Source organism: Pseudomonas sp. C8002 (genome assembly GCF_013385765.1).
Classification (GTDB): Bacteria; Pseudomonadota; Gammaproteobacteria; order Pseudomonadales; family Pseudomonadaceae; genus Aquipseudomonas.
Window position 1 is genome coordinate 115,468 of the sequence record NZ_JACAPJ010000003.1, and the last position, 17,266, is coordinate 132,733.

The following is a 17,266-nucleotide window of genomic DNA, read 5'->3' on the forward strand; positions in this document are numbered from 1 at the left end:
CCTCTACGTGGTGTTCGGGAGGGCCAAAGCCCAACGCAGAGGACGGATTTAAGAAACTCCAACTCGCGTAGCCTCAATACAGCATGAATTGCGCACGAATTTAGATCGGGCGGATTTTTGGCTGCGTGAGTGAGGCTGGCTTCTACGTTGGGCGTTTCTTAGGCACCGGCGGACGAGGCTATTCAGTATTGAAACTCGCATCAACCCGTTGGTGGATGATCTTTACGTACGAAGAATCTTGTTCCGAATGCTGAGCACATAAAAAAGCCCTGAACGTGTCAGGGCTTTCTAGTTTCACTTGGCGAAGGAATCAATCCCAGCTCAGCGCACCACCAGTCTGATACTCGATCACACGGGTCTCAAAGAAATTCTTCTCTTTCTTCAAGTCCATGATCTCGCTCATCCACGGGAACGGGTTGGTGGTGCCTGGGTATTCTTCTTTCAAACCAATCTGCGACAGACGACGGTTCGCGATGAACTTGAGGTAATCCTCCATCATCGCCGCATTCATCCCCAACACCCCACGCGGCATGGTGTCACGCGCGTATTCGATCTCCAACTGAGTCCCTTGCAGGATCATCTGGGTCGCTTCTTCCTTCATCTCGGTATCCCACAAGTGTGGGTTTTCGATTTTGATCTGGTTGATCACATCGATGCCGAAGTTCAGGTGCATCGACTCGTCCCGCAGGATGTACTGGAACTGCTCGGCCACGCCGGTCATTTTGTTGCGACGGCCCATGGACAGGATCTGGGTGAAGCCGCAGTAGAAGAAGATGCCTTCCAGGACGCAGTAGTACGCCACCAGGTTGCGCAACAACTCTTTGTCAGTCTCGACAGTGCCGGTTTCGAACTTCGGATCGGAGATCGAGCGGGTGTACTTCAAGCCCCAAGCCGCTTTCTTCGCGACCGATGGAATCTCGTGGTACATGTTGAAGATCTCGCCTTCATCCATGGCCAGCGATTCGATGCAGTACTGGTAGGCGTGGGTGTGGATCGCTTCTTCGAAGGCCTGGCGCAGGATGTACTGGCGGCACTCCGGGTTGGTGATCAGGCGGTACACAGCCAGTACCAGGTTGTTCGCGACCAACGAATCCGCAGTGGAGAAGAAGCCGAGGTTGCGCATCACGATGCGACGTTCGTCGTCGGTCAGGCCTTCCGGATTTTTCCACAGGGCGATGTCGGCGGTCATGTTGACCTCTTGCGGCATCCAGTGGTTGGCGCAGCCGTCGAGGTATTTCTGCCAGGCCCAGTCGTACTTGAAAGGTACGAGTTGGTTGAGGTCGGCGCGGCAGTTGATCATGCGCTTTTCGTCAACGGCGACGCGGGCGGCGGAGCCTTCGAGTTCGGCTAGGCCTTCGGCGACGTCGAGTTTGTCGAGGGCGGCCTTGGCCCGGATGATCGCGGCGGAGTCATTGGCGGTGACGGCGCGGGCTTCGATGGCGGCAGCAGCGCCGGCACCGTCGAGGCGGTCCATGTTGGCTTCGGTGGCGTGGCCGGCGTTGGCGCCTTTGGCAACTACTTCGCCGTCTTCTTCTTTGTCGAATTCGTCCCAGCTCAGCATGACGTGTCGTCTCCTGCGTGAGGGCTCTAAGGTGCCCGTGTGAAACCGGATGGTGGGGTGTTCACACGGCCCAAAGGCCGCGGTGGATCTTAAGGAATCGTTTGTTGCAGCTAACGCACGCATTAAACGGAATCAGGGTTACGGGTGTTCTGCTTGAGGCTTGAGGGGCGGAGCAATGCTTACTGGCTCCAGCGGGGGCCTCAGGTCTGGCTCTTCGTCCCAGTGTAAAGGGATATTGCAGGCCCGATTTACCCGCGCATTATAGGGAAAAATTCGACTTTGTGTTGCGGCGGATGGTCTCGGTGAGCGGCCAAAATGGTGGTGTTTGCAGCCAAGGTCCGGGTTTACAAGGCTTTGCCTGGCTTGGATTTTTTTGACGGGCGGTAGGCGTTTGTTTCAGCGCGCCGAACTGGGGCAGATTCGGTCTGGAAGTTCTTGCGCCGTTTGGCGCAAGAACGGGTCGCGGGGGGTTACTGGGCTGCGGCTTTGATGCTGGCAAACATCTGCTTGCCAGCCTTGGCGGGGTCCGCGTCTTTATTGCTCATGAAGTTGCTGACCACATCAAACACCGCCCCTTGCACCGCCTGGGACGTGGACATGTTGAAGGCCATGCTCGGCTCCAGCGTGCCGGCGTTCTCGGCTTCGGCGAAGTCCTTGGCGGAAGCCTGGGCACAGCTGTCGAACTGGCTCATGTCCAGGCCCTTGATCACCGGGATGGAGCCTTTGTTCTGGTTGAACACGCTCTGGAATTGCGGCTCCAGGGCGATCTTGGCCAGGTCGTCGCGAGCCGCGTTGTTGCCCGGCGTATCATTTTTACTGGACGGTTTGAACATGGCCAGTGAGTCGATGGTGTAGCTATAAATGCCTTGTGAGCCGGGGAAGGGCACGCATTCATAATCGGCCCCGGCTTTTTTACCCGCCGCGGTCCACTCACTCTTGGCCCAGTCCCCCATGATTTGCATGCCGGCCTGGCCATTGATGACTTTGGCGGTTTCCATGTTCCAGTCCTGGCCTGCGCCGTTGGGGTCCATGTAGGTCTTCAGCTTGCGCAGCGCGACGAAGACTTCGGTCATTTTGGGGCCGGTGAAGGTGGCTTCGTCGTTGTCGATAAAGGCTTTCTGGAAGCCATCGGCGCCCAGGATGCTGAGCACCAGGCCTTCAAATACGGTGGTGTCCTGCCAGGGTTGGCCGCCGTGGGCGATGGCGATGAAGCCGGCGGCCTTGAGTTTGTCGCCGGCGGCGTAGAGTTCTTCCAGGGTGGCCGGGGCTTTGGACACGCCGGCTTTCTTGAGCACCTCGGGGTTGATCCATAACCAGTTGATGCGGTGGATGTTGAGCGGTACGGCGACGTAGTGGTCGTCGAACTTCATCAGTTGCGCAATGCTTTCGGGCAGCAGGCTGTCCCAGTGATTGGCCTTGGCGACGTTGTCGACGCTGGTCAGCAGGCCCAGCTTGCCCCACTCCTGAATGTCCGGAGCTTTGATCTGCGCGGCAGAGGGCGGGTTGCCGGAGACGGCGCGGCTCTTGAGGACGGTCATGGCAGCAGCGCCACCGCCGCCGGCCACGGCACTGTTTTGCCAGGTGAAGCCGTCTTTCTCGATCAGTTGTTGCAGCACCTGCACAGACTTGGCTTCCCCGCCCGAGGTCCAGTAGTGGACGACTTCAACAGTGCCTTTGCTGTCGGCTGCGTGAGCGGCGAACGTGCAAAGGCTGGCGAGGGAGATGGCAACGGCAAGGCGATGGGGGATTTTCATGTGGGATAACCCTTTTTGTTGTTTTGGGGAGCGGTGCTTATTCCAGCCCCAGCCCTTTGCGGCCGAGGGTGTTCAGTTGCGGCGTCATGAAGCGGTCTTTCCACTCTTTCTCGTAGTCCTCCCGGGCAAAGTCATCCGGCGAAACCCCTTGCTCGAACGCCCTGAGCACATCCTTGGCGTACCGCAGGTTTTTCGGGCACATGGGCGCGGCGGGCACGTACATCACGTTGCCCCAGCCCTGTTGGTTTTCGACGGGGGCGACGCTGTGGATCACGTCGCAGTGCCACCACACCGAATCGCCGGCCTGTACGTCCGGAATCGGGGTCATGCCCTGGACCAGCAGCGGGTGCCATTTCTCTGAAACTGGCAGCACCTTGCCCGGCGCGACGCCGCACAGCTCATCCTCGGGGACATCGTCCAGCAACGGGCGCAGCAGCATGTATGCCATGGCTTTGGGGATCGGCAAGGTATGCAGCACGCCCTGGTCGGCCTGCATGTCGCACAGTGCGGTCCAGCCCTGGAAGGTGCGGAAGGCCGAACATTTCACTGTGTCCTTGTAGGCGTATTCATCGACTTCGGTACGATGGGCGGCGTCCCAGGGGTCGTAGGACTTGAAGTCGTTGCGGTAGATCTTGTCGAACAGCTTGAGGTAGGCGGGGTGCAGCCAGCGTTCCAGGGCGCCCGAGTCGGTGTGGGGGCCAAGCCCTTTGGAGGTGGTGCCGGGTGGGCGGCGGCGGACGCGGTCGGGGTACAGCGCATTGATGTCTGGGTCGAACCATTGCCGGCCTTGGGAGTTGTAGGTCCACAGGCGGTTCAGGAACGACTGTGCGGCGCCCATGCGCTGGTGTTGGCGCAGTTGCATCTGGGCGTCGGACCAATAGATGGGGAATATTTCCGGGCGTGAGGCTTCGAGGTTGCCGAAGAAGTTGTCAGCCGGGCCGCGATACACCTCGTCGAAATGGTTGTGGTCGAGGTAGTCCAGCAGGCTCTTGTCCCACGCGAGCACCTGTTCCCTGGGGAAGTGGTTGCGGATCACCAGGCAGCCCCGGCGCTTGATGAGGGCTCGTTGTGCTTCGGTGACCTGGCCGGTGGCGATGGTTTCAAAGTCGAGTTCGGGCCAGGCAGACTGCTGGGCCTTGATCGAGGCGATTTCAGCCCTGATGAACTCGCTGACCTCGGCGAACAGCCCAGGCACGTCGCCGATCTGCGCGCGCAGGGCCTTTTTCATGGCGACGATGCTGCGCTTGTAGTCGTCCGGCAGCTCGGCACATTCGAAGGTGTGGTAGTTGCTCATGGGGTGACCTGTCTTGTTGTTGTGCATACAGGTATGGAATCACCCCGGCCTGCTTGGGCGGCAGCCTGATTTGGAGCGTTGAGCAGTACGATTGTGGCGTTTGTTGCGAAGCGTATAGAAGAATCGGCTTATTGAAAGTGATGCCCGTGTTGCAGCCGAAACTGTGACGGCGTCATGCCTTTGTGCGCCTTGAACTGCCGATTGAACAGCGCCTGGGAGGCATAGCCGACCTGTTCGGAAATCGCGCTGACCGCCAGTTTGCCCTGCATCAATAAGGCGCAGGCATGTCCGATGCGTAGCCGGACGATGTAGTCCAGCGCCGTGCAGCGCGTGTGTTTGCGGAACATGCGATGGAAGGCTGAAACGCTGATGCAGGCCATTTGCGCCAGCTCGGGAATGCCGACAGGTTGCGCATAGTGGCCGTGCAGGTAGTCCAGAACGCGGCGGATGCGGGCGTCCTCAACGATGTGAGGGGCGGCGTTTTCCGTCGCGATGCGCTGCGCGGTGATGTCCCGGGACAATGTGTTGAGCACGGTGAGCAACGAGATCAGTCGCTGGGAAGCGTCTTGCTCGACCATTGCTTCGATCACCGGGCGCAGCGCCCGGGACGTAGCATCACTGAAACTCAACGCTTGTCGCGCAGCAGCCAATAGCGCTCGCGTCGACCCCATCTCCGGAAACAGCTGCACCAGCGAATCCGCCCAGGCCTCGGAAAACCAGATGACCAGGGCAATGTGCGGTTTGGCGGGGTCGATCAGCTCGGCGGAAGACCAGCTATGAGGCACGTTCGGGCCCACCAGCACCAGGTCGCCGTCATCGTACAGCGCCACATCGTTGCTGATATAGCGGTGCCCGCGGCTGTTGAGGGTGAGGGTCAGTTCGTATTCGGGATGGTGATGCCATTCAAACGGAATCGCCTCCGGTAGACGCCTGTTCAGCAGGGTCCAGGAGGTGTTCGCCTCGGTGGGGATTTTTTCGAAACTGGCTCGCATGAATGCATCCTGCCTTGCAGGTGAGGTGGCGGCGCCACAATCGTAGCATTCGATTCAAGCGGTAGGGGATAAGCCGGCTCTTTGCCGCAAGAACGATTTCTTGCGGCGAATAAGATCAGGTTCAGTTCAAACTAACGAAGTTATTATCCGTTAGAGCAACCGTTACCCATGACCTGATATTGAAGAATATGACGCTGACCTTGTGAGTCTTCATATTCCATTTTTACCGGTACAACTTTGCATACATCCGGGACTTCACTCATGGACACTACTTTGGCGACGTCCAGATGGGTGCTGTAAGTGTAATCCTCAACAATCGGGGTGCTCTGGCTGGCTACGTCAGTCGGGGCTTCGTCGGCCAGGGCGGCGGTGGCGCACAAGCTGCTAAGGGCCATAACTAATAACGCTTTCATTTGACTATTTACCTTTTGGCGGTCGAAAGGGGTCGCGGGGCCCTTGTGAGGCCACGTGTGTAACTTGATTGGGAAGTTCGGATTAACGTTGCCTTCGTGGGGGCTGTTACGTTGTTAATCACAGTGCCTTGATGGCGAGGTTGATTTTAGGCGTCCGAGTTATATTCATATACCCGTGCTTTTGATAAACACTATTGGTGGTTTTTGTAACAATCGCGAAATGAAGGTTTTTTCAGAAACCTGCAAAGCGCCACGGGCCGCGGGCCAGAGCGCTGCCGGGGGATAGGTGGGCAATTTGTAGGGGCTTGTTACTACCATCGTCGAATGGTTCTATAGGTCCGGCCCGGCTACAACAGGGCCATACAACAACAACTATGTCACCGAGGTAAGAAAGATGAGTGCGGCTTCTCTGTACCCCGTTCGCCCCGAAGTAGCAGCCAATACGCTGACCGATGAGGCGACCTACAAGGCCATGTACCAGCAGTCGGTGGTCAACCCCGACGGTTTCTGGCGCGAGCAAGCCAAGCGCCTTGACTGGATCAAGCCTTTCACCACGGTGAAGCAGACCTCCTTCGACGATCACCATGTCGACATCAAATGGTTTGCCGACGGCACCCTCAACGTTTCCTACAACTGCCTGGACCGCCACCTCGCCGAGCGTGGCGACCAGCCAGCAATCATCTGGGAGGGCGACGACCCTGCCGAAAGCCGCACCATCACCTACCGCGAGCTGCATGAAGAAGTCTGCAAGTTCGCCAACGCCCTGCGCGGCCAGGATGTGCACCGCGGCGACGTGGTGACTATCTATATGCCGATGATTCCCGAAGCCGCGGTCGCCATGCTGGCCTGTGCCCGGATCGGTGCGATTCACTCGGTGGTGTTTGGCGGGTTCTCGCCAGAGGCCCTGGCCGGTCGGATCATCGACTGCAAATCCAAGGTGGTGATCACCGCCGACGAAGGCATTCGTGCCGGCAAGAAAATTTCCCTGAAGGCCAACGTCGACGACGCCCTGACCAACCCGGAAACCAGCAGCATCCAGAAAGTCATCGTGTGCAAGCGCACCGGTGGCAACATCAAGTGGAACCAGCATCGCGACATCTGGTACGAAGACCTGATGAAAGTGGCGGGCACCGTGTGTGCGCCGAAAGAGATGGGCGCCGAAGAAGCGCTGTTCATCCTTTACACCTCCGGCTCCACCGGCAAGCCGAAGGGCGTGCAGCACACCACCGGCGGCTACCTGTTGTACGCAGCCCTGACCCACGAGCGCGTGTTTGACTACCGCCCGGGCGAAATCTACTGGTGCACCGCCGACGTCGGCTGGGTCACCGGCCACACCTATATCGTCTATGGCCCACTGGCCAACGGCGCGACCACGCTGATGTTCGAAGGCGTGCCGAACTATCCGGACATCACCCGGGTGGCGAAGATCGTCGACAAGCACAAAGTGAACATCCTCTACACCGCACCGACCGCGATCCGCGCCATGATGGCTTCCGGCACCGCCGCCTGCGAAGGCGCCGATGGCAGCAGCTTGCGCCTGCTGGGTTCGGTGGGTGAGCCGATTAACCCGGAAGCGTGGGACTGGTACTACAAGAACGTCGGCCAATCCCGTTGCCCGATCGTGGACACCTGGTGGCAGACCGAGACCGGCGGCAACATGATGAGCCCGCTGCCGGGCGCCCATGCGCTCAAGCCGGGTTCGGCGGCACGTCCGTTCTTTGGCGTGGTACCGGCGCTGGTGGACAACCTCGGCAACCTGATTGAAGGCGTGGCCGAGGGTAACCTGGTGATCCTGGATTCGTGGCCGGGCCAGGCACGTACGCTGTATGGCGACCATGACCGGTTTGTGGACACCTACTTCAAGACCTTCCGTGGCATGTACTTCACCGGTGACGGTGCGCGTCGTGACGAGGATGGCTACTATTGGATCACCGGGCGGGTGGATGACGTGCTGAACGTGTCCGGCCATCGCATGGGCACCGCCGAGATTGAAAGCGCCATGGTTGCCCACCCGAAAGTCGCGGAAGCGGCGGTGGTGGGTGTGCCTCATGACATCAAGGGCCAGGGCATCTATGTGTATGTCACGCTGAAAAACGGCGAAGAGCCGAATGAAGCGTTGCGCCTGGAGTTGAAAAACTGGGTGCGTAAAGAGATCGGGCCGATTGCTTCACCGGATGTGATCCAGTGGGCACCGGGCTTGCCGAAGACCCGTTCGGGGAAAATCATGCGCCGGATCCTGCGCAAGATTGCCACCGCTGAATACGACGGGTTGGGCGATATCTCCACCCTGGCGGATCCGAGTGTGGTGGCGCATTTGATCGAGACGCACAAGACCATGAACGTCGCGTAAGGCGGGTTTGTGGGACATAGCCCCATTCGGCGTAGGCCGGGTGGGGCTTTTTTGTGCGATCGGACAGGCGACCTATAACCCCTGTGGGAGCGGGCTTGCTCGCGAAGGCGGCGTGTCAGCCAGCACATCACCCACTGACACACCGCCTTCGCGAGCAAGCCCGCTCCCACATTTTGATTGCATTCCAAGATTGGTCATTCAGTGGGGCGACTTACACAAGGCCAATAAATATCGGATTGTGTTGTAGGAAGTTTCTGAATGTTACCGAACCCGGCAAATGTGTAACCCCACGCCCAAACATGAGGCAAAGTGCTACGCCCATGCCCCGAAAACCCGCGTCTTAGACGCCCTGAAAAATTAGATCCCACGCTACACTTGCCGTGCTAGAAGGGTTTGCGAATAATAGGCCCGCAACTTGCAGCGTTAACAGGTTTAATATCTTTTGCCTCTGCATAAAATCAAGAGGCTGTCAATGTGCTGGAACCGCTTTCTCGGTGCTTCTGTAAATTGTTGTCGCATTGAGGAAATATCGGCTTCCGGCCTGTCGTTAGAATGCCGATCACTCGCTCGTCGTCGCCGATGCTGAACTGGCGCAGGACGCAGCACCGCTATTCGGTTTCACTCATTCGCATCGTGGGCCCTGGCTCATACTGCTGTTTTGCCCTATACCGATGGAGTCCCAAGATGAAGAAACTCGTGCTGTTGGGCGCCCTGGCGCTGTCCGTGCTGTCCATGCAGGCTTTCGCCGAAGGCAAGCCACTGAAGATTGGTATTGAAGCGGCTTACCCTCCGTTTGCCTCCAAGGCACCGGACGGCAGCATCGTCGGTTTTGACTACGACATCGGCAACGCCCTGTGTGAGCAGATGCAGGTCAAGTGCACCTGGGTCGAGCAGGAATTCGACGGCCTGATCCCGGCGCTGAAAGTGCGCAAGATCGACGCCATCCTGTCCTCGATGTCCATCACTGACGATCGCAAGAAGTCCGTGGACTTCACCAACCGCTACTACCTGACCCCAGCTCGCCTGGTATTGAAGGAAGGCACTGCCGTCAGCGACAGCCTGGATGAATTGAAAGGCAAGAAAATCGGCGTGCAGCGCGGTTCGATCCACGACCGTTTCGCCAAGGAAGTGCTGGCTCCCAAAGGCGCCACCATTGTTCCTTACAGCTCGCAGAACGAAATCTATCTGGACGTAGAAGCCGGTCGCCTTGATGGCACCGTGGCCGACGCCACCCTGTTGCAGGAAGGCTTCCTCGACACGCCAGCCGGTAAAGGCTACGCGTTCACCGGCCCGGCCTTCACCGACGCCAAGTACTTCGGCGACGGTATCGGCATCGCGGTACGTAAAGGCGACAAGGAAAACCTGGACCGCATCAACGCTGCAATCGCTGCGATCCGTGCCAACGGCAAGTACAAGGCAATCCAGGACAAGTACTTCAACTTCGACATTTACGGCCCAGAAGCCAAGTAAACCGTCGCAGCTGTCTGTCCAGAATGGCGCAAGCACCAGGATCTCTGAAGTTTGCGCCATTTTTTCATCCCCCTTTTCGAGGACCTGAATCATGTTGAAAGGCTACGGGGCTGTCATCCTCGATGGCGCTTGGTTGACGCTTCAGCTCGCCTTGTCGTCCATGGCCCTGGCCATTGTTCTGGGTCTGATCGGGGTCGCGTTGCGCCTCTCGCCGGTGCGCTGGTTGGCCTGGCTGGGCGACCTGTACTCCACGGTGATCCGCGGGATCCCCGACCTGGTGCTGATCCTGCTGATTTTCTACGGCGGTCAGGACCTGCTTAACCGCGTTGCGCCGTTGCTCGGCTACAACGACTACATTGACTTGAACCCCTTGGCCGCCGGTATCGGCACCCTGGGTTTCATCTTTGGCGCCTACCTTTCGGAAACCTTCCGTGGCGCCTTCATGGCCATTCCCAAGGGCCAGGCCGAAGCCGGCCTGGCGTATGGCATGAGCCCGTTCCAGGTGTTTTTCCGGGTGATGGTGCCGCAGATGATTCGGCTGGCGATCCCCGGGTTTACCAACAACTGGCTGGTACTGACCAAGGCCACCGCATTGATTTCGGTGGTGGGCCTGCAAGACATGATGTTCAAGGCCAAGCAGGCGGCAGACGCCACCCGCGAACCTTTTACCTTCTTCCTCGCAGTGGCGGCGATGTACCTGGTGATCACCAGCGTGTCGTTGCTGGCCCTGCGTCATCTTGAGAAGCGCTACTCGGTAGGCGTAAAGGCGGCTGATCTATGATCTTCGACTACAACGTCATCTGGGAGGCCATGCCGCTGTACCTCGGCGGCTTGCTGACCACCCTGAAACTGCTGGCCATTTCGCTGTTCTTCGGCTTGCTCGCGGCCTTGCCCCTGGGCCTGATGCGCGTGTCCAAGCAGCCGATCGTCAACGGTGTTGCCTGGCTCTACACCTATGTGATTCGCGGCACGCCGATGCTGGTGCAGCTGTTCTTGATCTACTATGGCCTGGCCCAGTTCGAAGCGGTGCGCGAAAGCTTCATGTGGCCACTGCTGTCCAGCGCGACCTTCTGCGCGTGCCTGGCGTTTGCCGTGAACACCAGCGCCTACACCGCCGAGATCATCGCCGGCAGCCTCAAGGCCACGCCCCACGGCGAGATCGAGGCAGCCAAGGCCATGGGCATGTCGCGCTACAAGCTGTATCGCCGGATCCTGCTGCCATCGGCCCTGCGCCGGGCGCTGCCGCAATACAGCAACGAAGTGATCATGATGCTCCAGACCACGAGCCTTGCGTCCATCGTCACCCTGATCGACATCACCGGTGCCGCACGCACGGTGAACGCCCAGTACTACTTGCCGTTCGAAGCCTATATCACTGCGGGTGCGTTCTACCTGTGCCTGACCTTTATCCTGGTGCGCCTGTTCAAGTTGGCCGAAGGCCGCTGGCTGAGCTACCTGGCTCCACGGAAGCATTGATATGGAACGTATCGATCACCTGTTGCCCTGGGGTCACCTGGGCTGCGAACGCCAGCTGACGGTGTTTCGTTTCGGCAGCGGCGAGCGCAAGGCTTATATCCAGGCCAGCCTGCACGCGGATGAGCTGCCCGGCATGCGCGCCGCCTGGGAGCTGAAAAAGCGCCTGACGGAACTGGAACAGCAAGGCGCCCTCAACGGCGTGATCGAGCTGGTTCCCGTCGCCAATCCGATGGGCTTGGGGCAACTGCTGCAAGGCAGTCACCAGGGCCGTTTCGAGATCGGCAGCGGCAAGAACTTCAACCGCGACTTCGTTGAGTTGAGCGAGCCGGTTACCGAGTTGCTCAACGGCAAGCTGGGGGATGATCCTCACGCCAATGTGCGCTTGATCCGCCAGGCCATGAGCGATGCGCTCAATGCGTTGCCGGCGCCGAGCAGCCAGTTGCAAGGCATGCAGCGGGTGTTGCTGAGCCATGCCTGCACCGCCGACGTGGTCCTCGACCTGCATTGCGACGCCGAAGCCGCGTTGCACATGTACGCGCTGCCGCAACACTGGCCGCAGTGGCGTTCGCTGTCGGCGCACCTGAATGTGAAGGTCGGCCTGCTGGCGGAAGATTCCGGCGGCAGTTCGTTTGACGAAGCCTGTTCGCTGCCGTGGCTGCGGCTGTCCCGGGCGTTCCCCGAGGCGCAGATTCCCCTGGCGTGCCTGGCGACGACCTTGGAGTTGGGCGGCCAGGCCGATACCGGTCGTGACGAGGCGATTTTCCACGCCGAAGGCATCCTGGCGTTCCTCGCCGAGCAAGGCCTGATCCGTGGTGAATGGCCCGCGCCGCAGCACGAGTCCTGCGAAGGCCTGCCCTTCGAAGGCACCGAGTTGTTGTTCGCGCCCCACGCCGGCGTGATCAGCTACCTGCGTAAAGCCGGTGACGTAGTCGAAGCCGGCGACCCGATATTTGAAGTGATCGATCCCTTGTCCGACCGCGTGAGCATTGTTTGCGCGGGCACGCCTGGGGTGCTGTTTGCCGTTGAACGGCTACGTTATGCCCAAGCGGGTTTCTGGCTGGCCAAGGTGGCGGGGCGCGAAGCGCTGCGGCACGGGCGCTTGCTCAACGACTGACCAACTGTTTTTGTGAGAACCGACCGCATGTACAAACTTGAAGTCCAAGACCTGCATAAACGCTATGGCAGTCATGAAGTGCTCAAAGGTGTTTCCCTGGCCGCCGCGGCCGGTGATGTGATCAGCATCATCGGGTCCAGTGGCTCGGGCAAAAGTACCTTTTTGCGCTGCATCAACCTGCTGGAGCAGCCCCACGCCGGCAAGATTCTGCTCAATAACGAAGAGCTGAAACTGGTGGCCAACAAAGACGGCGCCATGAAGGCTGCAGACCCGAAACAGCTGCAACGCATGCGTTCGCGACTGTCGATGGTGTTTCAGCATTTCAACCTGTGGTCCCATATGACCGCGCTGGAAAACGTCATGGAAGCACCGGTGCACGTCTTGGGCATGTCGAAAAAAGACGCCCGGGAAAAGGCCGAGCACTACCTGGCTAAAGTCGGTGTGGGCCATCGCAAGGATGCGTTCCCTGGCCACATGTCCGGCGGTGAACAGCAACGCGTGGCGATTGCCCGTGCCCTGGCGATGGAGCCTGAGGTGATGCTGTTCGACGAACCCACCTCGGCGCTGGACCCGGAGCTGGTGGGCGAAGTGCTCAAGGTGATGCAGGACCTGGCCCAGGAAGGCCGGACCATGGTGGTGGTGACCCACGAAATGGGCTTTGCCCGTGAAGTCTCCAACCAACTGGTGTTCCTGCACAAGGGCATCGTCGAAGAGCGTGGCAACCCGCGCGAAGTGCTGGTCAACCCACAGTCCGAGCGTTTGCAGCAGTTTCTTTCCGGCAGCTTGAAGTAAACAGAACTGCTTTTATGCACTGAATTAGTGCAAGCTTCACAATCCTGAGGTTGCCCAATCCCCTGTGGGAGCGGGCTTGCTCGCGAATGCGGTGTATCAGTTGATACATCCGGTGACTGATCCACCGCATTCGCGAGCAAGCCCGCTCCCACATTTGGATCTTCACCCGCTTTAGAGATTTGTGTTGGTTTACCGGCTAGCATTGGCCTTTGTCTTCATTACTGTTACTCGCTTCGGATAGCACTCCATGACTGCCCATCGAATTGGTTTCCTGATTTGGCCCAGCACTAAAGCACTGACGCTTGCGCTGGCTGAGGAGGCCTTGCGCGTTGCTCAGCGGGTGCATCCGGACGTGGTGTACGAACTCTCGTTTTTGCAGGCCGAACCGCCAATCGACGGCGCCTGGCAACTGCCGGGTGAGCCCTGGGCTGGCAAGCTGGAAGGTTTCCAAAAGCTGTTCCTGCTGGCCGATGAGCCACCGACCGTCATCGCCTCCCAGCTCAGCACCGCCCTCAAGCAACTGGTGCGTGTCGGGTGTGTGATCGGCGGCCTGTCGGCCGGTGTGTATCCGCTGGCCCAGCTCGGTCTGCTCGACGGTTACCGCGCCGCTGTGCACTGGCGCTGGCAGGACGATTTCGCCGAGCGTTTCCCCAAGGTCATCGCCACCAGCCATCTGTTCGACTGGGACCGTGACCGCCTGACCGCCTGCGGTGGCATGTCGGTACTCGACCTGCTGCTGGCAGTGCTGGCCCGTGACCACGGCGCCGAACTGGCCGGGGCAGTCTCGGAAGAACTGGTGGTGGAGCGCATCCGCGAAGGCGGCGAGCGCCAGCGCATTCCGCTGCAAAACCGCCTGGGTTCCAGCCATCCAAAGCTGACCCAGGCGGTTTTGCTGATGGAGGCCAACATCGAAGAGCCGCTGACCACCGACGAAATCGCCCAGCATGTGTGCGTGTCCCGACGACAGCTCGAGCGGATCTTCAAGCAATACCTCAATCGCGTCCCCAGCCAGTACTACCTGGAACTGCGCCTGAACAAGGCCCGCCAGATGCTCATGCAAACCAGCAAGTCGATCATCCAGATCGGCCTGTCCTGCGGCTTCTCCTCGGGGCCGCACTTCTCCAGCGCCTACCGCAACTTCTTCGGCGCCACCCCTCGTGAAGACCGCAACCAGCGCCGCAGCAGCAGCCCGTTCGAATTGTCGTCGGTGCCGTCCGAGCGCGGCTAGGCATCAGTGCTCGGCCGGCATCTCCAGGCATGACGCTGTTCCTGTGCGCGGATGAGATCAACAGCAGACCAAAACGGCCATCGGCGACGGCATTGGATAGTTGTGCCTCACCGACCGCCCAAAACCGGCCCGGGCGGTTTAAACTGCGCCATTGCGATGCTATTTGTCGCATTGGCGTAAACCCGCGAAAATCGCGGGTTGGCGCTATAAGAAGTTGTCGCTTGGCGGCAAGGCCGCGCTGAAAACTGTCCTTACAATCCCTGCATCGCCCGCCAGTTTCAGGCAGGCGTTCCTCTTCAGGAGACTCCGATGTCCGTTGAGCAAGCCCCGGTGCAACGTGCCGATTTCGACCAGGTCATGGTTCCCAACTACGCACCTGCCGCTTTCATCCCCGTGCGTGGCGCAGGTTCGCGCGTATGGGACCAGGCGGGCCGAGAGCTGATCGACTTTGCCGGCGGCATCGCGGTCAACGTATTGGGCCACGCCCACCCGGCGCTGGTCGGTGCACTGACCGAACAGGCCAACAAGCTGTGGCACGTGTCCAACGTCTTCACCAATGAGCCGGCCCTGCGCCTGGCCCATAAGCTGATCGACGCCACGTTTGCCGAGCGTGTGTTCTTCTGCAACTCCGGCGCCGAAGCCAACGAGGCCGCCTTCAAGTTGGCCCGTCGTGTCGCGTTCGACCGCTTCGGCACCGAGAAATACGAAATCATCGCCGCGCTGAACAGCTTCCACGGCCGTACCCTGTTCACCGTGAACGTGGGTGGCCAGTCGAAGTACTCCGACGGCTTCGGTCCGAAGATCGTCGGCATCACCCACGTGCCTTACAACGATCTGGAGGCGCTGAAAGCCGCCGTCTCGGACAAGACCTGCGCCGTGGTGCTGGAGCCGATCCAGGGCGAAGGCGGCGTGCTGCCGGCAGAACTGTCGTACCTGCAAGGTGCCCGCGACCTGTGCGACGCGAACAACGCGCTGCTGGTGTTCGACGAAGTGCAAACCGGCATGGGCCGCAGCGGCGAGTTGTTCGCCTACCAGCATTACGGCGTCGTGCCGGACATCCTCACCAGCGCCAAGAGCCTGGGCGGCGGTTTCCCGATTGCTGCCATGCTGACCCGCGAAGACCTGGCCAAGCACCTGGTGGTCGGCACCCACGGCACCACCTACGGCGGCAACCCGCTGGCGTGCGCGGTGGCGGAAGCGGTGATCGACGTGATCAACACGCCAGAAGTGCTGGCTGGCGTTAACGCCAAGCACGACTTGTTCGTTTCCCGTCTGGAGAAGATTGGCCAGCAATACGGCATCTTCACCGAAGTGCGTGGCCTGGGCCTGCTGCTCGGTTGCGTGCTGAGCGATGCCTGGAAAGGCAAGGCCAAGGACATCTTCAACGCCGCCGAGCGCGAAGGCTTGATGATCCTGCAAGCCGGCCCGGATGTGGTGCGCTTCGCCCCGAGCCTGGTGGTGGAAGATGCCGATATCCAGGAAGGTCTGGACCGCTTCGAACGTGCGGTGAAAAAGCTGACGCAAGCCTGATGGACCGTTGGGTGCCCGGCGAGTCGGGCGCCCAACACAAATTTTGTATGCCGGACTCTTTAGTTGAAGCTGTGAAGATCAAATGTGGCAGCGGGCTTGCTCGCGAATGCAGTGGCTCAGTCACCTGAAATGTTGAATGACACACCGCTTTCGCGAGCAAGCCCGCTCCCACACTTGACCTCACTGATTTCAAGATCGTGTCCGGCATTTTTTCCTGTGAGTTTTTCGAGTTAAGGAGTGACACCATGCTGGTGATGCGCCCCGCGCAAATGGCTGATCTGGGCGAGGTACAGCGTCTGGCTGCGGACAGCCCGATTGGTGTCACCTCCTTGCCGGATGATGTCGAACGCCTGAGCGACAAGATCGCTGCGAGCGAAGCGTCCTTCGCCGCCGAGGTCAGCTTCAACGGTGAAGAAAGCTATTTCTTCGTCCTGGAAGACACCGACGCCGGCAAGCTGGTGGGCTGTTCGGCCATCGTTGCCTCGGCCGGCTACTCGGAACCGTTCTACAGCTTCCGTAACGAGACCTTCGTGCACGCTTCCCGCGAGCTGAAGATTCACAACAAGATCCACGTGCTCTCGCAGTGCCATGACCTCACCGGCAACAGCCTGCTGACCAGTTTCTACGTGGTGCCGGAGCTGGTGGGTTCGCCGTGGTCGGAGCTCAACTCCCGTGGCCGCCTGCTGTTCGTGGCCGGCCACCCGGAGCGCTTCGCCGATTCGGTGGTCACCGAGATTGTGGGCTACAGCGACGAGAACGGTGATTCGCCGTTCTGGGACGCCATCGGCCGCAACTTCTTCGACCTCAACTACGCCGCTGCCGAGCGCCTGTGCGGGTTGAAGAGCCGGACCTTTCTCGCCGAACTGATGCCGCACTATCCGATCTACGTGCCGCTGTTGCCCGACGAAGCCCAGGAAGCCATGGGCCAGGTGCACCCGCGGGCGCAGATCACCTTCGACATCCTGATGCGCGAAGGCTTCGAGACCGACCATTACATCGACATCTTCGACGGCGGCCCAACCCTGCATGCGCGCGTCTCGGGCATTCGCTCGATCGCCCAGAGCCGTGTGGTGCCGGTGAAGATCGGTGAGATGGTCAAGGGTGTCGGCCGCCAGTACCTGGTGAGCAACGGCCAGTTGCAGGATTACCGCGCGGTGATGCTGGAGCTGGACTACGCGCCGGGCAAGCCAGTGACCCTGGACCTGGAAACCGCCGAAGCCCTGGGCGTCGGCGAAGGTGCCAGCGTTCGACTGGTAGCGGTTTAAGAATGAGTTTCGCGGGTGGCTTGCAAG

The 17,266-nt window shown here is 59.9% G+C and carries 14 protein-coding genes; 9 read left to right on the plus strand and 5 right to left on the minus strand.

Annotated features, from left to right (window positions below; genetic code table 11):
- Positions 1-310: 310 nt before the first annotated feature.
- The 5 genes from HX814_RS03890 to HX814_RS03910 all read right to left on the minus strand — a co-directional run bounded on the left by HX814_RS03890 (position 311) and on the right by HX814_RS03910 (position 6,014).
- Positions 311-1,561 (minus strand): ribonucleotide-diphosphate reductase subunit beta, encoded by a 1,251-nt coding sequence (locus HX814_RS03890; RefSeq protein WP_177008434.1) that lies wholly within the window; start codon positions 1,559-1,561, stop codon positions 311-313.
- Between the two features lie 470 nt (positions 1,562-2,031).
- On the minus strand, positions 2,032-3,315 hold the full coding sequence (locus tag HX814_RS03895) for an ABC transporter substrate-binding protein (protein WP_177008433.1): 1,284 nt from the start codon (positions 3,313-3,315) through the stop codon (positions 2,032-2,034).
- 37 nt (positions 3,316-3,352) lie between these two features.
- Positions 3,353-4,609, minus strand: coding sequence for a DUF1479 domain-containing protein (locus tag HX814_RS03900; RefSeq protein ID WP_177008432.1), 1,257 nt, complete (start codon positions 4,607-4,609; stop codon positions 3,353-3,355).
- Between the two features lie 128 nt (positions 4,610-4,737).
- Positions 4,738-5,601, minus strand: coding sequence for an AraC family transcriptional regulator (locus HX814_RS03905; RefSeq protein ID WP_177008431.1), 864 nt, complete (start codon positions 5,599-5,601; stop codon positions 4,738-4,740).
- 143 nt (positions 5,602-5,744) lie between these two features.
- Complete coding sequence (locus tag HX814_RS03910; RefSeq protein WP_008435250.1) at positions 5,745-6,014, minus strand: DUF2790 domain-containing protein; 270 nt, start codon at positions 6,012-6,014, stop codon at positions 5,745-5,747.
- A gap of 394 nt (positions 6,015-6,408) precedes the next feature.
- Here HX814_RS03910 and acs point away from each other — a divergent pair, with 394 nt between their 5' ends.
- The 9 genes from acs (at position 6,409) to aruF (ending at position 17,239) form a co-directional block, all read left to right on the plus strand.
- The gene (acs, locus tag HX814_RS03915; protein WP_003214346.1) at positions 6,409-8,364 is read left to right on the plus strand and encodes an acetate--CoA ligase; all 1,956 of its coding nucleotides are present in this window, start codon (positions 6,409-6,411) and stop codon (positions 8,362-8,364) included.
- A 684-nt stretch (positions 8,365-9,048) separates the two neighbouring features.
- Positions 9,049-9,834: an ABC transporter substrate-binding protein gene (locus tag HX814_RS03920; RefSeq protein ID WP_003214343.1), complete on the plus strand. Its 786-nt coding sequence runs from the start codon at positions 9,049-9,051 to the stop codon at positions 9,832-9,834.
- Between the two features lie 91 nt (positions 9,835-9,925).
- Positions 9,926-10,615: an ABC transporter permease gene (locus HX814_RS03925; protein ID WP_003214341.1), complete on the plus strand. Its 690-nt coding sequence runs from the start codon at positions 9,926-9,928 to the stop codon at positions 10,613-10,615.
- On the plus strand, positions 10,612-11,310 hold the full coding sequence (locus tag HX814_RS03930; protein ID WP_008435252.1) for an ABC transporter permease: 699 nt from the start codon (positions 10,612-10,614) through the stop codon (positions 11,308-11,310). The genes HX814_RS03925 and HX814_RS03930 overlap by 4 nt, the downstream gene beginning before the upstream one ends.
- Position 11,311: 1 nt before the next feature.
- Positions 11,312-12,424, plus strand: a complete 1,113-nt coding sequence (locus HX814_RS03935) for a succinylglutamate desuccinylase/aspartoacylase family protein (RefSeq protein ID WP_177008430.1) — start codon at positions 11,312-11,314, stop codon at positions 12,422-12,424.
- A 27-nt stretch (positions 12,425-12,451) separates the two neighbouring features.
- Entirely contained in the window at positions 12,452-13,216 is a 765-nt protein-coding gene (locus HX814_RS03940; RefSeq protein ID WP_003214336.1) for an ABC transporter ATP-binding protein, read from the plus strand.
- A gap of 247 nt (positions 13,217-13,463) precedes the next feature.
- A complete protein-coding gene (locus HX814_RS03945; RefSeq protein WP_177015381.1) occupies positions 13,464-14,444 on the plus strand; it encodes a GlxA family transcriptional regulator in 981 nt (326 codons plus the stop codon).
- Between the two features lie 309 nt (positions 14,445-14,753).
- The gene (locus tag HX814_RS03950; protein WP_003214332.1) at positions 14,754-15,974 is read left to right on the plus strand and encodes an aspartate aminotransferase family protein; all 1,221 of its coding nucleotides are present in this window, start codon (positions 14,754-14,756) and stop codon (positions 15,972-15,974) included.
- A 245-nt stretch (positions 15,975-16,219) separates the two neighbouring features.
- Entirely contained in the window at positions 16,220-17,239 is a 1,020-nt protein-coding gene (gene aruF / locus HX814_RS03955) for an arginine/ornithine succinyltransferase subunit alpha (protein ID WP_003214328.1), read from the plus strand.
- Positions 17,240-17,266 lie beyond the last annotated feature (27 nt).